The organism is Flavobacterium sp. (assembly GCF_031422135.1).
GTDB lineage: Bacteria > Bacteroidota > Bacteroidia > Flavobacteriales > Flavobacteriaceae > Flavobacterium.
On sequence record NZ_JANOQD010000041.1, the window covers coordinates 1 to 21,365 of the forward strand.

22 protein-coding genes are annotated in these 21,365 nt (G+C 30.0%); 17 read left to right on the forward strand and 5 right to left on the reverse strand.

What is annotated here, in order from left to right; genetic code table 11:
- The 4 genes from RMO70_RS06590 to RMO70_RS06605 all read left to right on the forward strand — a co-directional run.
- Positions 1–612: phage baseplate assembly protein V (locus RMO70_RS06590; protein WP_310555633.1), on the forward strand; the 612-nt coding region annotated here is incomplete at its 5' end.
- A gap of 86 nt (positions 613–698) precedes the next feature.
- Positions 699–890 (forward strand): hypothetical protein, encoded by a 192-nt coding sequence (locus RMO70_RS06595; RefSeq protein ID WP_310555634.1) that lies wholly within the window; start codon positions 699–701, stop codon positions 888–890.
- Between the two features lie 42 nt (positions 891–932).
- Complete coding sequence (locus RMO70_RS06600; RefSeq protein ID WP_310555635.1) at positions 933–1,343, forward strand: hypothetical protein; 411 nt, start codon at positions 933–935, stop codon at positions 1,341–1,343.
- Between the two features lie 15 nt (positions 1,344–1,358).
- Positions 1,359–1,775, forward strand: coding sequence for a hypothetical protein (locus RMO70_RS06605; RefSeq protein ID WP_310555636.1), 417 nt, complete (start codon positions 1,359–1,361; stop codon positions 1,773–1,775).
- 30 nt (positions 1,776–1,805) lie between these two features.
- Here the strand turns inward: RMO70_RS06605 and hutH are convergent, their stop codons facing one another.
- The gene (hutH, locus tag RMO70_RS06610) at positions 1,806–3,308 is read right to left on the reverse strand and encodes a histidine ammonia-lyase (RefSeq protein ID WP_310555637.1); all 1,503 of its coding nucleotides are present in this window, start codon (positions 3,306–3,308) and stop codon (positions 1,806–1,808) included.
- A 305-nt stretch (positions 3,309–3,613) separates the two neighbouring features.
- Between hutH and thrA the strand changes: the two genes are divergently transcribed.
- From thrA to RMO70_RS06675, 13 genes are all read left to right on the forward strand, one after another.
- Entirely contained in the window at positions 3,614–6,061 is a 2,448-nt protein-coding gene (gene thrA, locus RMO70_RS06615; protein ID WP_310555638.1) for a bifunctional aspartate kinase/homoserine dehydrogenase I, read from the forward strand.
- Positions 6,062–6,137: 76 nt separating this feature from the next.
- Positions 6,138–7,058, forward strand: coding sequence for a homoserine kinase (locus RMO70_RS06620; RefSeq protein ID WP_310555639.1), 921 nt, complete (start codon positions 6,138–6,140; stop codon positions 7,056–7,058).
- Between the two features lie 68 nt (positions 7,059–7,126).
- Entirely contained in the window at positions 7,127–8,422 is a 1,296-nt protein-coding gene (gene thrC, locus RMO70_RS06625) for a threonine synthase (RefSeq protein ID WP_310555640.1), read from the forward strand.
- A 200-nt stretch (positions 8,423–8,622) separates the two neighbouring features.
- Positions 8,623–9,705: a glycine cleavage system aminomethyltransferase GcvT gene (gene gcvT, locus RMO70_RS06630; protein WP_310555641.1), complete on the forward strand. Its 1,083-nt coding sequence runs from the start codon at positions 8,623–8,625 to the stop codon at positions 9,703–9,705.
- Positions 9,706–9,778: 73 nt separating this feature from the next.
- Positions 9,779–10,051 (forward strand): TRL-like family protein, encoded by a 273-nt coding sequence (locus RMO70_RS06635; protein WP_310555642.1) that lies wholly within the window; start codon positions 9,779–9,781, stop codon positions 10,049–10,051.
- 62 nt (positions 10,052–10,113) lie between these two features.
- Positions 10,114–10,602 (forward strand): hypothetical protein, encoded by a 489-nt coding sequence (locus RMO70_RS06640; protein ID WP_310555643.1) that lies wholly within the window; start codon positions 10,114–10,116, stop codon positions 10,600–10,602.
- A gap of 58 nt (positions 10,603–10,660) precedes the next feature.
- Positions 10,661–11,128, forward strand: coding sequence for a hypothetical protein (locus RMO70_RS06645; RefSeq protein WP_310555644.1), 468 nt, complete (start codon positions 10,661–10,663; stop codon positions 11,126–11,128).
- A gap of 48 nt (positions 11,129–11,176) precedes the next feature.
- A complete protein-coding gene (locus RMO70_RS06650; RefSeq protein ID WP_310555645.1) occupies positions 11,177–11,887 on the forward strand; it encodes a YebC/PmpR family DNA-binding transcriptional regulator in 711 nt (236 codons plus the stop codon).
- A gap of 308 nt (positions 11,888–12,195) precedes the next feature.
- Entirely contained in the window at positions 12,196–12,828 is a 633-nt protein-coding gene (locus RMO70_RS06655; protein WP_310555646.1) for a hypothetical protein, read from the forward strand.
- Positions 12,829–12,998: 170 nt separating this feature from the next.
- Positions 12,999–13,886, forward strand: a complete 888-nt coding sequence (locus RMO70_RS06660; protein WP_310555647.1) for a WG repeat-containing protein — start codon at positions 12,999–13,001, stop codon at positions 13,884–13,886.
- A 626-nt stretch (positions 13,887–14,512) separates the two neighbouring features.
- The gene (locus RMO70_RS06665) at positions 14,513–15,253 is read left to right on the forward strand and encodes a LytTR family DNA-binding domain-containing protein (protein WP_310555648.1); all 741 of its coding nucleotides are present in this window, start codon (positions 14,513–14,515) and stop codon (positions 15,251–15,253) included.
- A gap of 103 nt (positions 15,254–15,356) precedes the next feature.
- Entirely contained in the window at positions 15,357–15,863 is a 507-nt protein-coding gene (locus tag RMO70_RS06670) for a hypothetical protein (protein WP_310555649.1), read from the forward strand.
- Positions 15,864–15,962: 99 nt separating this feature from the next.
- Complete coding sequence (locus tag RMO70_RS06675; protein ID WP_310555650.1) at positions 15,963–16,817, forward strand: nitrilase-related carbon-nitrogen hydrolase; 855 nt, start codon at positions 15,963–15,965, stop codon at positions 16,815–16,817.
- A gap of 27 nt (positions 16,818–16,844) precedes the next feature.
- Here the strand turns inward: RMO70_RS06675 and RMO70_RS06680 are convergent, their stop codons facing one another.
- The 4 genes from RMO70_RS06680 to RMO70_RS06695 all read right to left on the reverse strand — a co-directional run.
- Entirely contained in the window at positions 16,845–17,807 is a 963-nt protein-coding gene (locus RMO70_RS06680) for a hypothetical protein (RefSeq protein WP_310555651.1), read from the reverse strand.
- Positions 17,808–18,107: 300 nt separating this feature from the next.
- Positions 18,108–18,266: a hypothetical protein gene (locus tag RMO70_RS06685; protein ID WP_310555652.1), complete on the reverse strand. Its 159-nt coding sequence runs from the start codon at positions 18,264–18,266 to the stop codon at positions 18,108–18,110.
- A 141-nt stretch (positions 18,267–18,407) separates the two neighbouring features.
- Positions 18,408–19,514, reverse strand: a complete 1,107-nt coding sequence (locus tag RMO70_RS06690; protein WP_310555653.1) for an SH3 domain-containing protein — start codon at positions 19,512–19,514, stop codon at positions 18,408–18,410.
- Between the two features lie 2 nt (positions 19,515–19,516).
- Positions 19,517–21,365 (reverse strand): glucosaminidase domain-containing protein (locus RMO70_RS06695; protein ID WP_310555654.1); only part of this gene is annotated, 1,849 nt, incomplete at its 5' end.

The following is a 21,365-nucleotide window of genomic DNA, read 5'->3' on the forward strand; positions in this document are numbered from 1 at the left end:
CCTGCTGGACTGGGCAGAGTACAAGTACAAATGGCTTGGCAGAAAGATTTTAGTGAAAACACCCCTTGGATTAGAATGGTGAACCCACACGCTGGTGGTGGCAAAGGAATCTATTTTATTCCTGAAATAGGCGAAGAAGTATTGGTAGCTTTTGAAGCGGGCAATGCTGAGAAACCCTTTGTATTAGGCGCAATGTACAATGGAAGTGAAAGTTCAGGCTATGCCTCGGGCGGGAACGAACAGAAAGTAATACAAACTCGTTCTGGCACTAAAATTATTATGAACGATGCTATAGGTTCTGTGTTTATCGAAGACCCAAGTGGAAATACTTGGATGATGGACGGAAAAGGGAATATTAGTGTGAATGCACCGAATGATATTACGATGAATGCGGGTGGGAATGTAATAATAAATGCAGGACAAAATATTTCTTCAAGTGCTGGAATGAATATAATGGAAAGTGCTACAATTAATCATTCTATTACATCAGGAGCATTAATGTCACAAAATGCTGGAGGTGATTATAACCTTATGGCGGCAAACATACTCGAAATAGCACAAGGAGAAAGAAAATCGAAAGCAAAGGATATGAAAGAAACTTATAAAAATTGACAAATAGTATCCGAGGAAAACAATGATATTCATTCCCAAAAGACGTTCAATAACAACGCTGGCGAAAAAAGTAAATCGTACTAGATATGGCTGGAGGTAATATAACAAGAATAACAAGAGGTAATTTTACAACGGAACTATCAGGAGGTATGGAATCTTTTACAGACACTTTTGATATTTCTGGGGGAAAACAAAACCGATTGAGAGGTAAAAAGGGTACAGTTAAAAACAAACCTAAAAAACCAAAAGCAGACAGTAAACATATAATAAGAGGTTAGTGGAGTTCTGACAATGAAGGTAAAAACACAATTAATGAAGCATTGATTGTTGACACAGTTTACTTTCATCAGGAAACAAAAGATATCCCTGATGGAGATGACGTTTTTATGTCGTTATATGATGATGATGATGTAAAAAGAGCCAAGGAAAAAAAAGATAGTAATAAGGGATCTGATAGAATAGTTTTAAACAAAAAACAGGATGATTTTGAAAAAGTCAAGGCAAACAAAATTGTAAAAGCAATACATTTAAAAAACTTTTCATCGTGGGTTGAGGAAGAAGAAGACAAAACTATTGAACTCTATTTTGCTTGTAGCTATAAAGAAGAAAATGTAGAATTGCCCATACAATTTCATAATTATTTGATGGTGAAAGGAATGCCAAAAAATTATTATTGTAAATGGACAATGGAATACATTGTTTTTAATTGTCCTCCTATCATCAAAATTTAATAAACGAATATTTATATGAGTACAATTAATAAGCACATTGGGAAAGTTAAAACACTATTTTGTTATCTAATCATTTTTTTACTTATTAACTCTTGTAAACCAAATCCTGGAGTAGAAGTTCCAAGTGAATTGAAACAATTGGAGAAAGAGATTCAAAAAGAAACGAATCATTCTGATAATAATTTTGATCCCTTATCGCCTTTTGAATTAGAAAGATGTGAAGCTAACTTGTATATATACGTGTATATATTTAATGATACTATAAATGCCTCTGAAGAAAATTTGAATAATTATGTAAAAACCATCAGCAAAAGAGTAAATAAAGTTTTAATAGAAAAAGAATGTTTAAAAAAATTAATAATTAAAACTTCTTCAGAAAATGATAAACACCTGAAGAATTATAATCATCATTTTGAATTCACAATAGAATAACGTTTATTTAAAAACAATTAAGAATTCATACTACTCTAGATCATCAATTTGAAAACTATTCAAAAACAAAATAGCTTTTTCGATATCGTAATGTAAAATCCTATCTTCGGTAACTAATGGAACTTCCTCTCTAAATGATTTAACAAACATCTCTATAAAATCACTGGATTGTAATGGTCTTCTAAATTCCAATGCTTGTGAAGCATTCATTAGCTCGATGGCTAAAATACGCGCTACGTTTTCAACAATTTTAAGCGTTTTTGTAGCTGCATTTGCACCCATACTCACATGATCTTCTTGCCCATTACTGGATACAATACTATCAATACTGGCAGGACTTGCCAACTGTTTATTTTGGCTAACAATACTAGCAGCTGTATATTGCGGAATCATAAAACCCGAATTCAAACCTGGATTGGTCACTAAAAATGGAGGTAAATCTCGCAATCCGGATATTAATTGATAGGTTCTTCTTTCAGAAATACTTCCTAGTTCTGCCACAGCAATTCCAAGAAAATCCAGCGCCAATGCCAATGGCTGTCCGTGAAAATTGCCTCCAGAGACTATTAAATCACTATCGCTAAAAATATTTGGATTATCTGTAACCGAATTGACTTCAGTTTTAAATGTTTTCTTGGCATAATCAATCGCATCTTTAGAAGCTCCGTGTACTTGTGGCATACATCGGAAAGAATAGGGATCTTGCACGTGCTTTTTAGGATGTGCAATAATTTGACTATCTTCTAGAAATCCTTTGATACGTTTTGCGGTATTTATTTGACCTTTGTGTGGACGAACCATATGGATTAATTCATTGAACGGTTCAATACGTCCATCAAAACCTTCGAGAGAAATTGCTCCAATTAAATCCGAAAAATAAGCTAGTTTTGATGCTTTTAGTAGCGAAAAAACACCATAAGCACTCATAAACTGTGTTCCGTTAAGCAATGCCAAACCTTCTTTAGATTGCAAAATAATTGGTTTCCAATTAAAATGCTTTAAAACCACAGACGAATGTACTTTTTTACCTTCAAAATAAACCTCTCCTTCTCCCAACAAAGGTAAGGATAAATGTGCCAAAGGAGCTAAATCGCCAGATGCTCCCAAGGAACCTAATTGATAAATCACTGGTAAAATATCATTATTATAAAAATCGACTAATCGCTCCACTGTTTGCAATTGAATTCCAGAATGTCCATAACTTAACGATTGTATTTTAAGCAACAACATTAGTTTTACAATTTCTTGAGGCACTTCGTCACCAGTTCCACAGGCGTGCGATTTTACTAGATTTTCTTGAAGTTTAGATAAATTCTCGTTCGAAATTTTGATAGTATACAACGATCCAAAACCGGTATTAATTCCATAGATAGGTGTATCGTTATCTAGCATTTTAGCATCTAAATAGGCACGACATTTATTTATATTTTGCTTTACTTCATCAGAAAGACCAAGAGGTTTTTGTTGGTAAATAATCTGATTAATGTCTTCAATAGAAATAACATCGGAAGTAATATAATGGATTGGATTCATTCTGTTGTTTATTTAATGTTCAAAAATGACTAAATCAATATTAAAAAGCAAGTATTATCAATAGTATTATTGATGAAATTTATAAATTTAATAATAAAAGCCTAATTAATAAGTCTTAATAGTAACATTGACTTTCAAAAATAGATGTAAACTATGGTTTTCGCAAAAATAGTAGATTTCAATTTTAGTATCTATAAAAATATTTAGATTTGACAAAATAATAATGAATTCTAATTTTGTGTCTGTTTTATTATGTAAACCTGCATCTAAATTACTTATTTTTTCCCTTTTTAAAATTAACAAAAATGAAAGTTCTAAAATTCGGTGGTACATCAGTTGCCAATGCACAAAATATCAATCTGGTACTTGATATTGTTACAAAAAAATCCCAAACCGATAAACTAGTCGTTATTGTTTCTGCATTTAGTGGTGTGACTGATTTGCTGATTCTTGCTGCTTCAAATGCAGCTTCGAAAGATAAAAACTACCAAGAAATCGTTACTCAAATCGAGAAAAAACATATTGATGTTATCGAAGAATTAGTTCCGATAACTGAGAAATCTGATTTGCTAAATACAATTAACAGCGATATCAATCACTTGAAAACATTGCTAGATGGTTGTTATTTATTGGGTGAATTATCCAACCGAACTTCTGATACTATACTGAGTTTTGGAGAACTTTTATCGTCACAAATTATTGCAAAAGCTTTACAACAAAGAATTAAATCAACCGATTTTAAAGACAGTCGTGATTTGATAAAAACCAATAATCAATTCGGAAAAGCAGTTGTCAATTTTGATATTACTGATGTTTTAATTGCAGATTATTTCAATTCAAATGATGCTCAAGTAACCGTAATGCCTGGGTTTATTGCGTCATCACTTGACGGAAACAACACAACTTTGGGGCGTGGAGGGTCTGATTATACAGCAGCAATTATGGCATCGGCTTTAAACGTTTCTCAACTCGAAATATGGACAGATGTAAACGGAATGTACACCGCAAACCCAAAAATAGTAAAACAAGCCCAACCCATCGATACCATTTCCTATCAAGAAGCGATGGAGTTGTCACATTTTGGGGCAAAAGTATTGTATCCGCCAACAATTCAGCCTGTTTTGAAGAAAAATATTCCAATTTTAATCAAAAATACGTTCGAACCAGAAGCTGAAGGTACTTATATTTCATCAAATGAAAATGCAAATGAAAACCCTATAAAAGGAATTTCGCATATCGATAAAATTGCCTTGTTAACCCTAGAAGGTTCAGGAATGATTGGTGTTTCGGGTTCGTCTAAACGATTGTTCGAAGTTTTATCAAATGAAAATATTAACGTCATTTTTATTACACAAGCATCGTCTGAACATTCAATTTGTATCGGAATTCTTAATCAAGATGCTGATATTGCTACCAAAGCTATAGACAAAGCATTTGAACTAGAAATTTCTCAAAACAAAATAGACAATTGTATAGTCGAAAAAAACCTTTGCATTGTTGCACTTGTGGGCGAGAGTATGAAAAATCATCAAGGTTTATCTGGCAAAATGTTTAGTACTTTAGGAAAAAACAATGTCAATATTCGAGCCATCGCTCAAGGCGCATCCGAAAGAAATATTTCTGTTGTAATTGATGAATCAGATGTGAAAAAAGCTCTAAACACCCTTCACGAACGTTTTTTTGAAGACAATACCAAACAATTAAACCTATTTGTAATGGGAGTTGGTAATGTTGGTGAGAAATTTATAGACCAAATCAGTCAACAAAAGAAATTCTTAAAAGAAAATTTAAAAATTAATCTTCGAGTGATTGCTGTTTCAAATTCAAGAAAAATGCATTTTGACGAAGAAGGAATTTCTTTAAAAGATTGGAAGAATACTTTAAATGACGGAGAAACTGCTAATGCAGCATTATTTATTTCGAATGTAAAAAAACTCAATTTACGCAACTCTATTTTTGTAGACATTACAGCTAATGAATCAGTTTCGCAGACATACGAACATTATTTGCGAGACACTATTGCAGTGGTTACTTGCAACAAAATTGCGTGTTCATCGGTTTATGAAAATTATAGTAATTTGAAAAGATTATCAAGAAAATACAATGCTCCATTTTTATTCGAGACTAATGTTGGTGCAGGTTTGCCAATTATTGACACACTGAAACATTTAATTGCTTCGGGCGATAAAGTCAACAAAATTCAAGCCGTTTTATCAGGAAGTTTGAACTTTATTTTCAATAATTTCAGTGAAACATATAACTTTCACGATGTTGTAAAAGAAGCTGGAGTGCAAGGATTTACAGAACCTGATCCAAAAATAGATCTGTCAGGAGTTGATGTTGCCAGAAAAATATTGATTCTCATTCGCGAAAGCGGTTACAAGATGGAAATTGACGAAATTCAGAACAATTCGTTCCTTCCAAAAGCTTGTATGGAAACCACAAATAATGAGGATTTTTTCAAATCGCTCACGGCAAATGCGACTCATTTTGACAATTTATTAGCCGAAGCCAAGAAAAAAGAGAGTAGATTGAAATTTGTAGCCACATTCGAAAACGGAAAAGCAAGCGTTGGTTTAGAATTCATACCTAAAGAAAGTCCGTTTTATAATTTAGAAGGAAAAGATAACATTGTTCAGTTTTATACAGATCGATATGTTGACCAACCATTGTTAATAAAAGGCGCTGGAGCTGGTGCAGCCGTTACAGCATCAGGAATTTTTGCTGATGTTATTAGAATTGGGAATGTTTAATTTTGTCTTTATGTCAAAAGGCTTAAAGTCATTCTTTAACCTTTTACTATTTTTGATTTTATGACTTTAAAACTTTATGACATCAATTAAAATATTCTGTCCAGCTACAATTGCCAATTTATCATGTGGTTTCGACGTTTTAGGAACTTGTTTGGAGAACGTTGGCGATGAAATGATTATCAGGAAATCAGAACAAAAAGGCATTCGAATTACCAAAATAGTTGGTGCTAATTTGCCATTAGAAACCGAAAAAAATGTTGCAGGAGTTGCAGCTTTAGCATTATTATCAGCAATTGAAACTGAATTCGGATTCGAAATTGAAATTTATAAAAACATAAAAGCTGGTTCTGGAATCGGAAGTTCGTCAGCGAGTGCAGCCGGAGCCGTTTTCGGGATTAATGAACTGTTAGGAAAACCATTTTCTAGAAAAGAATTGGTCGAATTTGCAATGCAAGGCGAGATTTTAGCCAGCGGAAGTGCTCACGCAGATAATGTTGCACCTTGTTTATTAGGCGGATTTACTTTGATTCGAAATACTAATCCGTTGGATATTGTACGAATAGAAAGCCCAAGTGAATTGTTTGCAACCATTATCCACCCAAAAATTGAGTTAAAGACCTCAGATATGCGAGCTGTTTTGACACCAATGGTTTCGTTAAAATCGGCAATTATACAATGGGGAAATTTAGGTGGATTAATATCAGGCTTGCACACCTCCGATTATGATTTAATTGGCAGAAGTTTACAAGACGAAATAGTTGAACCATTACGAGGAAAATTCATTCCGAATTTTAATGAAATTAAAACAATTGCTATAGAAAACGGTGCTTTAGGCTCTGGTATTTCGGGTTCTGGTCCATCAATATTTGCTTTATGTAGAGGAATTGAAACTGCCGAAAAAGTTGGAAATGCAATGAAAATTGTTTTTAAAAAAACCAATATTGAATTTGATATTCACGTTTGTAAAATAAACTCAGAAGGAGTTAAAACTATTTAGGAATTGGGATTTTGAGATTTTGGATTTTGAAAATCCTAATTCGAAAATCCTTAATCGAAAATTTAAAAATGAAATATTACAGTTTAAACCATAACGCACCAAAAGTTTCTTTTCAAGAAGCAGTAATTAAAGGATTGGCACCAGATAAAGGATTATATTTCCCTGAAAGTCTCACTCCAATTGCTAGCGGTTTTTTTGAAAATATAGAAAATTATTCCAACGAAGAAATTGCATTTATAGCAATGAAACAATTTGTTGGGGATGAAATTCCTGATGAAAATTTAAAAGCAATTATAGCTGAAACTTTGTGTTTTGATTTTCCTACTATCAAAGTTGAAGAAAACATTTATTCATTAGAGTTGTATCACGGGCCAACGATGGCTTTTAAAGATGTTGGGGCACGATTTATGTCACGTTGTTTGGCCTATTTTAATAGAGAAAATCCGAATGCTAAAAATACTGTTTTAGTTGCAACTTCTGGCGATACTGGCGGTGCAGTAGCCAGTGGCTTCCTAGGTGTTACTGGAGTAGAGGTGGTTATTCTGTATCCATCAGGAAAAGTCAGTGACATTCAAGAACGACAACTAACAACTTTGGGGCAAAATATTACAGCACTTGAAGTTGATGGCGTTTTTGACGATTGTCAAGATATGGTTAAGAAAGCATTTCTAGATGACGATTTGAATGGAAGCAACTTAACATCTGCTAATTCTATTAATATTGCGCGTTGGTTGCCACAGATGATTTATTTTTTTGTAGCTTATAAACAGTTAAAACATTTAAAAAAATCATTAATTTTTTCCTGTCCGAGTGGCAATTTTGGAAATATTTGTGCTGGAATAATCGCCAAGAAATTAGGATTACCCATCAAACATTTTGTGGCTTCAACGAATATAAATGATACGGTTCCCGAATTTATTGAAACTGGAAAATACAATCCAAAACCATCAAAAGCTACCATTTCGAATGCTATGGATGTTGGAAATCCGAGTAATTTTATCCGAATTCAAGAAATGTATAATCATAATTTATTAGCATTCAAGAAAGATTTTTCATCGTTTTCATTTTCTGATGATGAAACTTCGGCGGCATTGCAAGAAATTTATAAAAACACCCAATATATTGCCGAACCACACGGCGCAGTGGGTTATTTAGGATTGAAAAAAGAATTAAAAAATCACCAAAATTGTATTGGTGTTTTCTTGGAAACGGCACATCCGATTAAATTTTTGGATACTGTTGAACCAACTTTAAACATAAAACTAGAAATTCCGAAACAAATAGAAAGTGTTTTGAATAAAGAAAAAAAATCGATAAAAATTTCTAGCTATACTGATTTGAAAAACTATTTAATGAAAAATTAAATGCTTAATCTTTCAGAAATTACCTAGCCCTGATGGAAGGGATAAACAATTGATGCCGATTTTTTTTCGGCATTAATTTTTAGGAATGACAGCAGGACTAGAGCCTGAAAGTGCGACTGGCGAAGCAAATAGCTTCAAATAAAAATAATTTTTTAGAAAAAAAAAGTTAAATTTGCGATTCAAAATTATATAAAAAACAAATGAAAAATACAGCATTAACAAACATTCACGAAAGTTTAGGCGCAAAAATGGTACCCTTTGCTGGATACAATATGCCAGTGCAATATGAAGGCGTAAACGCAGAACACGAAATTGTTCGAACTGGAGTTGGTGTTTTTGATGTTTCGCATATGGGAGAATTCATTTTGAAAGGAGAAAATGCCTTGGCGTTAATACAAAAACTAACTTCTAATGATGCGTCAAAACTAGTGGACGGTAAGGCACAATATTCGTGTTTGCCAAACAATGAAGGTGGAATTGTAGATGATTTAATTGTTTATAAAATTGCTGATAATCATTATATGTTAGTAGTCAATGCTTCTAATATTGAAAAAGATTGGAATTGGATTTCGTCTCATAACACCTTAGGCGTTGATATGCAAAACCTTTCAGACGGATATTCCCTATTGGCAATCCAAGGTCCAAAAGCCGCCATTGCAATGCAATCTTTGACTTCAATAGACTTACTAAATATGCCTTATTACTCTTTTCAGATTGGTGAATTTGCTACCGTTAAAGAGGTTATTGTTTCGGCAACAGGATATACTGGTTCTGGCGGATTTGAAATCTATTTCAAAAATGAAGATGCAGAAACCATTTGGAAAAAAGTTTTTGAAGCTGGAGAAGCTTTTGGTATCAAACCTATAGGTTTAGCTGCTCGTGATACCTTGCGTTTGGAAATGGGATTTTGCTTGTACGGTAATGATATTAACGATACCACTTCGCCTTTAGAAGCAGGATTGGGTTGGATTACTAAATTTGATAAAGAGTTTACCAATTCAGAAAACCTAAAATCACAAAAAGAAACTGGAGTAACACGAAAACTAGTTGCTTTTGAAATGCAAGAACGGGCTGTGCCACGTCACGATTATGAAATTGTTGATAAATCTGGAACAGTTATTGGAATTGTAACTTCAGGAACGATGTCACCCAGTTTAAATATTGGTATAGGTTTAGGCTACGTCACAATGGAAAACAGTACAATTGAAAGTGAGATTTTTATTAGAATTAGAAAAAATGATGTATTGGCTAAAGTTGTAAAATTGCCCTTTTATAAGAAGTAAAAAAAATATTACTAATACCTTTTTTTTTTGATAAATAAAAAATACATTTGCCTACAAAATTAAATAAACAATTATGAAAAAATTAGTTCTAGCATTAGCTGCATCAGCAATGTTAACATCTTGCTCAGTTACACTTCCAGTTAATGCAACTTCTAACGCTGTTGGGAAAAAAGTTGGATCATCAAGCACAATGTCGATCTTTGGTTTGTTTTTTGATGGTGGAGATGCTTCTATCTTAACTGCTGCAAAACAAGGTGGAATTTCAAAAATTTCAACAGTTGATTTCAAATCAACAAACTATTTATTTATTATTGGACAATACGAAACAATCGTATCAGGAGAATAATTTTAAATTTTTGCATTCATTAAAAGAGGAATATATTTCCTCTTTTTTTTCTTATAATATTTATGAAAAAAATATTTTTTATTATACTATTTTTTACTCTTATCGTTGGTTGTAAGTCTAACGACGAGAACATATTACGATTTGCGTATCAAGAAAAATACCTATTAGATGTAAATGAAAAAAACATCGAATTAAATAAAAACATTACCGATGAATATGAAAAATTTAATGGTCTATCAAACTTTAATATTCCATTAAATAAATACATATTTAATCAAAACTATAAAATATTTATTGGCATTGCCCTTGAAAACAAGCCATTAGAAATTATCAATGGCTATAAAGCAGATACTACACTAAATATAATAGAAGTAAAAAATCACAAGAATAATTTAAATATGTTTTGCAAAAAAAATGATAAATTTGCAATTAAATATATATTTTCTGAAAGGAAAGAGAACCTAACTGTTATTGTTAATGTAGTTAGTAAAGATTCATTATTAATTAAGAAATTATATGACGAAGATAAAATTGTTAGTAAATTACAATAAAAGGATTATTTTATATTCCTTTTTTGTTTTTGTTATACTAATAAGCTGTAAGCCATCAATGGCACAGACATCAAGAGGATCAGGTGAAAAAAGCTCAAGTATTGGAAATCATTATACTTCATTTTTTGTAAATGATTCTACAATGCTCTATTATATTAAACCAATGAGGTTTAACTCCATTAATTCCTACGTTAACGTTGATTTTACTTTTAACAAAATTCAAAATAAAACCAAGGAGGCTACTATGAATTTTTCTATAATTACTCCAGTTAAAATTTCAATAAGTTCCATTAAAAAAATTAAATTTAACGATAAAGAAATTCAAAATTATAAAATCTTGTATAATGAATCAAAAAATAAGAAAAGTGAAATGAGAATTAGCTCATCTTTAAATACTGATGAGTTTATGAAATTAGATGAGAATTCTTATTTTGAAATTACAACTACTGATTTGGTTTCTATTCATAAACCTAGCAAGAAAACATATAAAATTTTAAAACAAGTAAAAAATCTTATTCTGGATTAATCAAAAAAGTTGGTTTTTTTGAAATGTCTATATAAAATTTAATATATAATGGGAAGAGCATTCGAATTTAGAAAAGGAAGAAAAATGAAACGTTGGTCAGCTATGGCAAAAACGTTTACACGCATAGGTAAAGATATTGTAATGGCAGTTAAAGAAGGCGGCCCAAATCCTGATGCCAATTCAAGATTGCGTGCCGTAATTCAGAATGCCAAGGCAGCCAATATGCCAAAAGACAATGTGGAACGCGCTATAAAGAACGCTTCCAATAAAGATACAGCAAACTATAAAGAAATACTTTTTGAAGGATATGCACCTCACGGAATTGCTATTTTGATAGAAACTGCTTCTGACAATAATAATAGAACCGTTGCTAATATTCGCAGTTATTTCAACAAATGTAACGGGACAATGGGAACGCAAGGTTCTGTGGAGTTTATGTTTGATCATACTTGTAATTTTAGAATTCCAAAAGGGGAACTAGATCCTGAAGAATTAGAATTGGAATTAATTGATTTTGGTGCAGAAGAAGTTTTTGAAGACGAAGATGGTATTTTAATTTATGCGCCATTCGGGAGTTTTGGAAACATTCAAAAAGAATTAGAAACTAGAAATATAGAAATTCTATCCTCTGGTTTTGAACGTATTCCTCAAATAACCAAAGAACTAACGGAAGCGCAAGTAGCCGATGTAGAAAAACTAATCGAAAAAATTGAAGAAGATGATGATGTGATGAATGTATATCACACGATGACAGAATAATTTGAGTCTAAAATAATACAAAAGTACACAATCTTGAAAAGTGTGTAACTAAAAAACAAGCGTTTTCAATAACCTTCCTATTTTTTAGTTACACACTTTTTGACTTAATTTAAAGTTGGTTTTTGGACTTGGAAGTTCAGTCTTAAATTGATATATTTGAGTTAATTAATCACTATCCACAAGCTGAACATAAGACACTTGCAGTAATTCAACAACTCGAAACATCAGATAAAATCGAGACATTTGATTTATCAGATTACTAACAGAAGCAAAGATGTTGATTGTAATTTTTAAAAAAACGATGAAAAATGAAAATTAAAATATTATATCTAGTAATTTTTACAACTTTGATTAGTTGCAATCTTAAAAATTCATCTGAAAGCAATTCAGTTGAAAATTCTAAAAATCATATTGTACAACTCAATAAAAAAGAATCAGAAAGTCAAAATGAGACTATTAATTATTTGGGTGAATTAATAACTACAATAGAAATTGGAGTAAAAGCCGAGAAAGAGCAATTAAAGGATTTTTCAGATGGAATTATACCTTGGATAAGTATCGAAAATCCAGAGAATGAAATTGATAAATTAATAGATGCAGATAAAATCGTAATTGAAAATACTGAAATAACTTTAAATATAGATTATCCATTGAATAAGCCTGCCAAACTTGTTTTGAAAAGTTCAGCAAAGGGTTTTACAAAAAAACAACTTGTTCTGGAAATCAGCAAAAAATATAACGAAATATATAACGAAGAAGAGAAAACTGCAAAAACAAAAACTATTCCTATTGACAAGAGAGAAGGTTTGATAAATAGAAACGAAACTGATGGGAAATATGGAATTTGGGGACACGACATTGGCGATTTAGATTTAAGTTCAATAGAAGTTTATAGAACTAAAGAAGGAAAAATAGAAATCATCCTTGGAATTGAGTCGTAACTAAAATTAACTGATACCGACATAGATTTTGTACTATTATGGCTTTTACGGTTATCTAGGATAAAAGTTTGTTTTGAATTTGGGTTCGGTCTTAAATTGAGATGTTTTAGCTAAAATCCATCATCTGCCATCCTAGCTAAGAAACTTTGGTATAAATACAATAAAACCTTATGAAATTTTTATTTTTTCTGATTCCTTTCTTTTCATTTTGTCAATCTGAATTTATGATTGAACGAGCAATTCCTCTTAAAGGCAATAAAAATTGGGGACTATGTGATAAACAAAATGGTAAGATAATTTTTGAACCAAAATATGATTCCATCTTTTATAATTATGAAAAAGGATTCGTATTTGCTAAAAATAATAAATATGGAATTATTGATTGTTCTAATTATAACAATTGTAAAGAAATTCTAAATCCTTATTTTGACAATATTTACCATACAAGAAAAGGATATATCACTGAAATTTCAGAAAAGAAAGGTTTTGTAAATTTCATCGGAGAAACGTTGTTGGAAAACAAATACGATAAAATTCAAATAGATAATGAATACATTTTTATAAACAACGATAAAGATTTCTCAAGTGGTGTTTACGATCTTGATAAAAAAAAATTTGTAGTTCCATTAAATTATGAAATTATTTCAATTGATTTTGATGATTTTTGGAAATCCAAAGAAGTAATTCAAAAACAAGCATTAATAAAGCTATTTATATTCAAAAACGTTTATAACAAATATTATTACTTAAATATAAATCATCAACTAATTGATCTAAAACTAGGAATAAAATTTAATGAAAATAAAGTAATATCAGAGGACTTTATAGACATCCAAATGGTTGACTCTCAAAAAATAAGTTTTCTGAAAGAATCAAAGAATAATTTTGATTCTTATTATGATTATAGAAATAGAAAAAAAATTAAGTTCAATAAAATTAATTTTTATGCTACAAGTAATTGTATATATGAAAATGTAATAATTTCAAATAAAGAAAATTCATTATTTGGCGTAATTAATAAAATTTCAGATAGTATCCAAATACCTCCTATTTTATGATAGAATTAGTTTTTTTAAACATAAATACAACATATTTTTTCAAGTTTCTCAAGATTTTAAAAAAGCACTCTATTTTAATGGGAATCGTATTAACAATAATGAGTATGATGAAGTTTTATATAGTGAAAATTATGATTTGTTCTTAATTAAAAAAAATGAGTTATATGGTTTCATATTTATAAAAGAAGTAGTAAGTGATTCCCAAAAAACATTTGAATTCAAAATTATTGAACCAAAATTTAAAAAATATTTGTTTTCAAATAGATATACAGATTATAAATCAAATACTTATATATTTGAAGTATATGATTATAACAATTTAAAATATTACATTAATAATGATGGAATTGAATTCAAACAATAAAGTACCTCGCACTATATCGGCTTGGAGTAATTACTTCGTCTGTTCGCTCCTGCAGGCTCGGGTGGGGTTTTTAGGTAAATTCACATATTCGTTATGTATTTGAAAATAGATATTAAATATACATCTGTTTGGATTACAAAATCACTAACTGAAGCTATGAAACGTTTTTCTTCATTTTCTCCAAGTGTGGCGAATTCAAAATCCTAACTTAATAAACTTTCAAACAAATAGCAGCTTCATCAAATTCCCACTTCAAATTAAAATGAAAAACTTAAATCCATCAATAAGACATCATTTACTAATAGGCTTTTTTATTAGTGTTTGGAGTTTTATTTTTGCCTTTTTTATAAAACCATTTGATGATGGTAGTATAAATTTTCAAATGTGGCTGTATATAAGTATTGGCTTTAGTATAATAGCCTTTTTATGTTACGGATTACTCGCTATAATCCAAAAATATACATATCAAAAACTATTAAAATGGAATATTAGTCTTGAAATAGCTTTCCTTATCTTATTTTTCGTGTTTTTTTTAATTGGTACATACAGTTATTATAAAAGTCCTTTACTGAATGGCGGATATGATTTTTTTAAATTTTTTCAGGTAATTATTCTTAAAGTAGCGTTGATTTTAAGCCCAATAATAGTGTTGGTGAGAATATATTCTACTAAATTAATTCCACTAAAAAATGACAATATAACTATTAAAGGAGAAAATAAATTGGATGTTTTAAAAATTAATAAGCTTGATTTGGTTTGTGTTTCAAACTCACAAAATTATGTTGAGATTTGCTATATTCAGAATGACAAACTGAAAAAAAAATTAATTCGTACTTCTTTGAAAAAAATCCAGACTAATTTTGATTTTTTAATTCAAGTACATCGCTCCCATTTAGTAAATCCTGCACATTTTATAGCTTGGAAAAACCAGAATACAATTTCTTTAACCCAAATTGAAATTCCAATTTCTAAAAATTATAAACAACACATATTGGCTTTATAATTTTCGTACCTAAAACGGCATACTTTATACCAAACTCCTTATTTACTTACAGATTTGAGTTTGTTTCATTCTATTTTTGGCATTCATTTTAAATTTAAAATAAATGCAAAACAAACTCCTTAAGAACATAGTTCTACTATTAATTGGCTCGTTTTTTATCTTTTTCAGTAATGGCAAATATAATTTTGCATTAGCCGCTTGGATATTTCCAATATTCATCTTACAAGTTTCAAGAAACGAGAAAAAGATGTATTCATTTTTAGTAATTCCACTATTATTTGGACTTGCATTTTTATTTTCTTTTTGGTACACTTTCAATAATCCAACATCAATTTTATTTTATATCCCATCTATACTTGGTTTTTTTATGGGATTCTTATTTTTTATAGATACCTTAATCTATCCCAAAATTAAAGGCTTTATAGCAACTTTGACATTGCCAATTCTTTTTACTTCATTTGATTTTCTTTCAAATCTTTTTAATCCTTTGGGAACAATGGGGATTTTAGGTTATTCACAATATGAATTTTTATCATTTTCACAATTAGCCTCTATTACAGGAATGTGGGGTTTGACATTTATGATAACTTGGTTTGGCTCTGTTGTGTAGTGGTGTATTGAAAACTACAACAATAAGAAAACTATAAGAAAAGGAATTACAATTTACTTATCGATACTAATTCCTATTTTGGTTTTTGGTAGCATCAGATTGGCAATTCCTTTAGACAATATAACAGTTAAAGTTTCAGGAATGCATACTCACGACAAGAATGAAGGTGAAAAAATATTAGAAACATTATACCGAAAAGACACTGTGGAGTTCAAAAAAATGAATGCTCAAATTATTCAAGATTTAACTAAAAAATCCAAAATTGAAGCTAATGCTGGAGCAAAAATTATTGTTTGGGCTGAGAATTCATTTCTTGCTTTAAAAAAAGATGAAGACAGCTTGATTAATGAACTCAAAAAATTTGCAAAACAAAACAGTATATATTTAGTTGTAACACCTTACGTTATTAATAACGGCACAAAATCAGAAAACAAAACGCTATTGTTATCTCCAAATGACCCCATAATTTCAACGCACTATAAATATGGCGGTAACTTCTTAGAAGGAACTGTTGAAGGAAACAAAATAATAAAAACTATTAAAACTCCCTATGGAAATTTAACTAGTATAGTTTGTTGGGATGGTGATTTTCCTTCAATTGTTAAGCAAGTTGGTGCAGAAAATACTGATGTATTATTAATCCCAGCTTCAGATTGGAAAGAAGTAAATCCTCTGCATGCAACAATCGCAATCTTTAGAGGCATCGAAAATGGTTGCTCAGTAGTACGTCAAACAAGAAATGGACTTTCTTTTATGACAGATCCGAGAGGTAAAATAATGACAAGAATGGATCATTTTGAAACAAATTCTTGGATAATGTCAGGACAAGTTCCAAATAAGAAAATGTGGACTTTATATCCAATAATTGGAGATTTATTTGGTTGGTTGTCACTTATCGGTTTTATATTTTTACTAATTAAATCGGTATCAAAAAATAATAATTGGCAAAATTAAGAACCGAATCAAACGAGTTTTAAGAAATTACTTTATCCCTTTTTTTCTGATATCTATGGAATACTCTTTTGCAATTTTATTGAATTGAACCACTTGAGTGGTATTGAGTATTTCATATTTTTTATATTTTTTGGATAGTGATTCTATTTCCATATCAAAATCGTTGCAAAAATTTGAATAATTAGAGTATCCGAAATTTTCAAAATAAACACACATATCGTCAAGAAAATCGCTAATTTTTTCATCAACTAATTTGTCATTATCATCGTGAGATTGAACGAGGCAAAACGATGGAGTTAATTTATGGTCTTTATCAACAATTTTTGATTTCTGATTTAACACTAGTGTTGTATAAATATCCAATAAGTCATTTTGTTCCAAAACAAATTCCTGGTCAATGGTTTCTTTTTTTACATAATTTATAATTTCCCAATACGTATTGTTTTCGAACAACATTCCACCTTCAATTACGATTTCACCTTTCTCTAAAACAGGAATTTTAACGCTAAATACCTGCTGTAATTCTTGCATTGGTATATTATAATCGATACCATCGTTCAGATTCGTCGTATACAGCGCCATATACTCTTTTGTGTCACCAACTTGAGCTTTATACAAGTTACAAGTATATTTGCCTATTGTGAATAAATCATCCGTCTTTTTGAAATTATCAATTTGAATTTTTGGAGAGAATGTTTGACAGCTACTCATCAAAAGGTATTTTTTATTGTGAACTCTAGCTTGCAAACTGCATATTTTATTGTCAAAAGTATAATTGAAATCTATGAATTTGCTATCCGAATAGTTATTATCGCTACTATACTGCATTTTAAAAACTGGAGAATCGGAATTTGATTTATAAATTATAGAGAACAACTCCGTACCACCAGCAACAGAATAGATAAAATTAGTGTCATTCTTATACGTTACAAATTGAGAATACGCTAAATGTGTAATCAAAAAAGTAAATAGTATTGCTATAAATTTCATATTTTATGTTCTTAATGTTATTTTAGGGTAATGTATTTAATTAAATGTGCATCCAAATATAGTTCAATGTACTCTTTTAATTTGTATTTGTACTTATAGAAATTTACAAAATTTTCTTAATGATAATAACCTCAACAAAACTTCAACGATTTAAAAATCGTCCAACTAAATTTTCATATTACGAAAGTATATTTAGTTTGATTATTTTACTAATAATTTCTACTTATACTCAATAAAAAAGTACTCAAAACGAACACTTGTTTTAATGAATATTATATAAGTTTAACCCGTTGGGTGTAATTATTTTTTAATGATAATTATACTACCCAACCTTGCAGTATCATCGCCTTTGCTTGCGGATATTTTTTTCAAATCAACATAAATAGGCATTGTGTCGCCTGAAATAGTAAACTTTTGATCTACCAGTAAGTCGTCGCCTGCATAATCGTCTTCATACAATTTGAATTGTATGTCTTTGCCTTTCAGTCCTGTGGAGTAAATAGTCGCTATAACTTGAGAGTCTCCTTTTTTGACAATGGTAATAAAAATTTTAAATTATATTTCAAAGAACAAAACGGCTAAAAAAGCCGTTTTAAAAGTTTATTCTGATTTTATTTTAGTTTTAAAAACATAGCCTTGATTTCCTGATTTAGTTTTTATTAAATACCAATCATTCGAATTATCTAGAACTTGGATTTTTTCTCCAGTTATAATTTTTTGCAAAATTTCTGATTCCTTACTTTTCCCTTTTCTCAAATTTGTATAACCATCAACATCTTGAATTTGGTTAGACAAATATTTTCTATTCAATAACGATTCTATTTCCTTAATTTTAGATTCTTTATCCTCATAAAATGTTGGGTCTCCACTTTCGTCAAGCCCTTTATTGCTTTTATTAAATTTTTGCATCTTTATTGAATTATTTTTTGTTTCCACAACAATTTCTAATTCTTTCAAAGATAAAATGTACCCACAATTTAATAAAATTTTTGCTGCATTATAGTCTTCTTGTTTTATAGCTAAATACATTAATTCGTTTTGCTTAGTAACATCAATTTTATATTTTTTTATAAAATAATTAAACCAACTACTATCAATATAGCCTTCTGCATTTGAAAAGGTCTCATTATTTATAAGCCCTCTTAAATTTTCTTCTTTAAAATCTTCTGGTAATGAATTTTGATTTTCAAAGTTTTCTAGTTTTTTCTTAAATTCTTTAATCTCCGCATTATTTTCATCTAAATCATTTGGAGTAAACTTAACCGTTTGACCTTCTCTTAATAAATCATAAAAATGTATTTCTTTAGTTTCCATCTTTTTTATTTTTTTTGTTTTATGTTTTCTCCATTCATTCAAATTAATAATATCTCCTGAAATTGGATCATTTATGTAAATTTCTTCACATTTATTTTTGTTAACATAAAATATATAATATGTTTCCCAGCGTAATTTACCATTATATCCTGCTTTAACTTCAAAACAATCTTTTTCTTTAATTTTTTCTTCATTAACTACGAATGAAACACCCCTAGTTTTATTAGATATTGAATCAATATATTTCTGTTTTAGTTTTACTTCTTTTAAATCTGAAATTATTTTTATTGCATTATCTTTTGATGAACAATTATGTGTTTTATTTGTTTGTCCATTACAACTAACTAAAAACATCAATAATAATAATAATAAATAACTTACATTTGATTTCATATCTATTTTAACTTATTTAATAATTCTATATCTAATTTTAATTTATTTTTATCTTCTTCCGTTTTGGCTTTACATAATTTACATTCATAAATTTTTTTGTAATCACTAACAACCCCATTATATATTACTTTTATTGAAGTTTTATAATTTGGATCCGTTGCGTACGCCCCTAATCTTCCGTTATCTTGCATACCATTAAGAAAATCATCAATAGTCTTACTGTCATCTATAATTGAATTATATGCGTCATTGAAGTTTTTATCTAATAAATTTAAATAACCTTCAAAGCCTTTTTCAACAGTTGAAAAATTAGCAAATCCATCGTTCATTTTCACAGCCTTTCCATTGATATACTCCGTTGTGTATAAATCAGATTGTCCCAAATCTCCTTTTCCTTTAATATTCATCGGATTATTATTTGGAACTTTTAATTTAAAACTATTTTCTTGTCTGCGTTGGGCTACCATATAAAGCCCTTTAAACTTATTAGATTTGCCTATACCTTCAACCATTTTAATTGCCGAATCACCAAACTCATTATAGAATTCTTCTCTTCCATCTTTCTTTAAATCGCACTTACAGTTAGATATTTCGGGTAATGAATCAACTAAAACATATACTTTTATCTGTTCCTTATACTGTGATGCGCTAACCGCAACTTCTCCAGCAGAGCTGTAACCTCTTCTTCCATATATTCCAGTAATTTCAGGAACTACTGTTTCTAAATAATTATTTAATGAGTGATAAATGAACTTGTATTTCACTTTGTCATTCCAATCTCCCATTCTAGAATCACAACTTGGGTGATTTACACCATTTGTACCTCTTATACCAATACATCCAATTAATCCTTTTGATTTCCATGGGTCAATGGAAATAGAACCTCTAGACCCTAAAGACATTGTTCCGTTAGTGTCTTCTTTTGTATAATCTTTTAAGTCGGGAAAATTAGCTTTATTTTTATTTCTATTATCAACAATTCTATACCTATAACTAGGTCTTTCTTTACTTACACCATATTGATATTTTAATTCATATAAATTCTTTAAATCATTAGGCGGTACAGGGCCACCGCTTAAATAATTTTTGTTATTAGCTAATGCGTGTCTAGCTATTTCTAAAACAGTACTTTCAGCATTTTCAAAAGTTTTATTTGAAATGTCTTGCTTAAGCTTTTTTATTGCTTCACCCACGACATTCCCTCTATATATATACGCTTTATAGGTTGGGAAGGCACTTGAATTTTTATTTATTTTTTTACAATAAATTTTTTTATCCTCTACATATTCATTTTGTCCATTAAATCCTCCTTGGTCAGGATATGATTCAAGTTTTCCTTTTTCATCAACCTTTATTTCGCTCGAAATAATACTTGTTACATAAATAACAGCTTCCTCAGCAAACTCTTTAACCTTATCAAACTTCTCTTTTTTAACTTTTGAATCCTCCAATTTAACAACCTTATTCGCATCGTCCACATCAATTTTAAACGCTTTGCTATCTACGTTTATAGTTTTACTCTCAAAATGTGCGTGGGTTTCTAAAACTTCAATGTCTACAAAAAGTTCTTGTATGTTGTCTTCATAAATGACTTTACCAAACGCTACAGTACTATCATCGCCCCAGCTTTTTGGTATTGCTTTTAAATTAGTAACAAGCGTCATTGTATCGCCAGTTATAGGGAATATTTTATTTTGTAGCTCATCATCCACTAGGCTTCCGCCATCGTCTTCCATCAGTTTGAACCGTATATTTTTACCAACTAACCCTGTGGAGTATATGGTGGTTACAACTTGTTCTGTACCTTTTTTGGTCAATGTTACACTGGTTATGCCTTTTTTAGCAGCTGGT

Excerpts from the sequence above, each read along its gene's own strand:
- RMO70_RS06595 (WP_310555634.1), top strand. The coding sequence starts at position 699 with ATGGCTGGAGGTAATATAACAAGAATAACAAGAGGTAATTTTACAACG.
- RMO70_RS06605 (WP_310555636.1), top strand. The coding sequence starts at position 1,359 with ATGAGTACAATTAATAAGCACATTGGGAAAGTTAAAACACTATTTTGT.
- hutH (WP_310555637.1), bottom strand. The coding sequence starts at position 3,308 with ATGAATCCAATCCATTATATTACTTCCGATGTTATTTCTATTGAAGAC.
- thrA (WP_310555638.1), top strand. The coding sequence starts at position 3,614 with ATGAAAGTTCTAAAATTCGGTGGTACATCAGTTGCCAATGCACAAAAT.
- RMO70_RS06620 (WP_310555639.1), top strand. The coding sequence starts at position 6,138 with ATGACATCAATTAAAATATTCTGTCCAGCTACAATTGCCAATTTATCA.
- thrC (WP_310555640.1), top strand. The coding sequence starts at position 7,127 with ATGAAATATTACAGTTTAAACCATAACGCACCAAAAGTTTCTTTTCAA.
- gcvT (WP_310555641.1), top strand. The coding sequence starts at position 8,623 with ATGAAAAATACAGCATTAACAAACATTCACGAAAGTTTAGGCGCAAAA.
- RMO70_RS06635 (WP_310555642.1), top strand. The coding sequence starts at position 9,779 with ATGAAAAAATTAGTTCTAGCATTAGCTGCATCAGCAATGTTAACATCT.
- RMO70_RS06640 (WP_310555643.1), top strand. The coding sequence starts at position 10,114 with ATGAAAAAAATATTTTTTATTATACTATTTTTTACTCTTATCGTTGGT.
- RMO70_RS06645 (WP_310555644.1), top strand. The coding sequence starts at position 10,661 with ATGGCACAGACATCAAGAGGATCAGGTGAAAAAAGCTCAAGTATTGGA.
- RMO70_RS06650 (WP_310555645.1), top strand. The coding sequence starts at position 11,177 with ATGGGAAGAGCATTCGAATTTAGAAAAGGAAGAAAAATGAAACGTTGG.
- RMO70_RS06655 (WP_310555646.1), top strand. The coding sequence starts at position 12,196 with ATGAAAATTAAAATATTATATCTAGTAATTTTTACAACTTTGATTAGT.
- RMO70_RS06660 (WP_310555647.1), top strand. The coding sequence starts at position 12,999 with ATGAAATTTTTATTTTTTCTGATTCCTTTCTTTTCATTTTGTCAATCT.
- RMO70_RS06665 (WP_310555648.1), top strand. The coding sequence starts at position 14,513 with ATGAAAAACTTAAATCCATCAATAAGACATCATTTACTAATAGGCTTT.
- RMO70_RS06670 (WP_310555649.1), top strand. The coding sequence starts at position 15,357 with ATGCAAAACAAACTCCTTAAGAACATAGTTCTACTATTAATTGGCTCG.
- RMO70_RS06680 (WP_310555651.1), bottom strand. The coding sequence starts at position 17,807 with ATGAAATTTATAGCAATACTATTTACTTTTTTGATTACACATTTAGCG.
- RMO70_RS06690 (WP_310555653.1), bottom strand. The coding sequence starts at position 19,514 with ATGAAATCAAATGTAAGTTATTTATTATTATTATTATTGATGTTTTTA.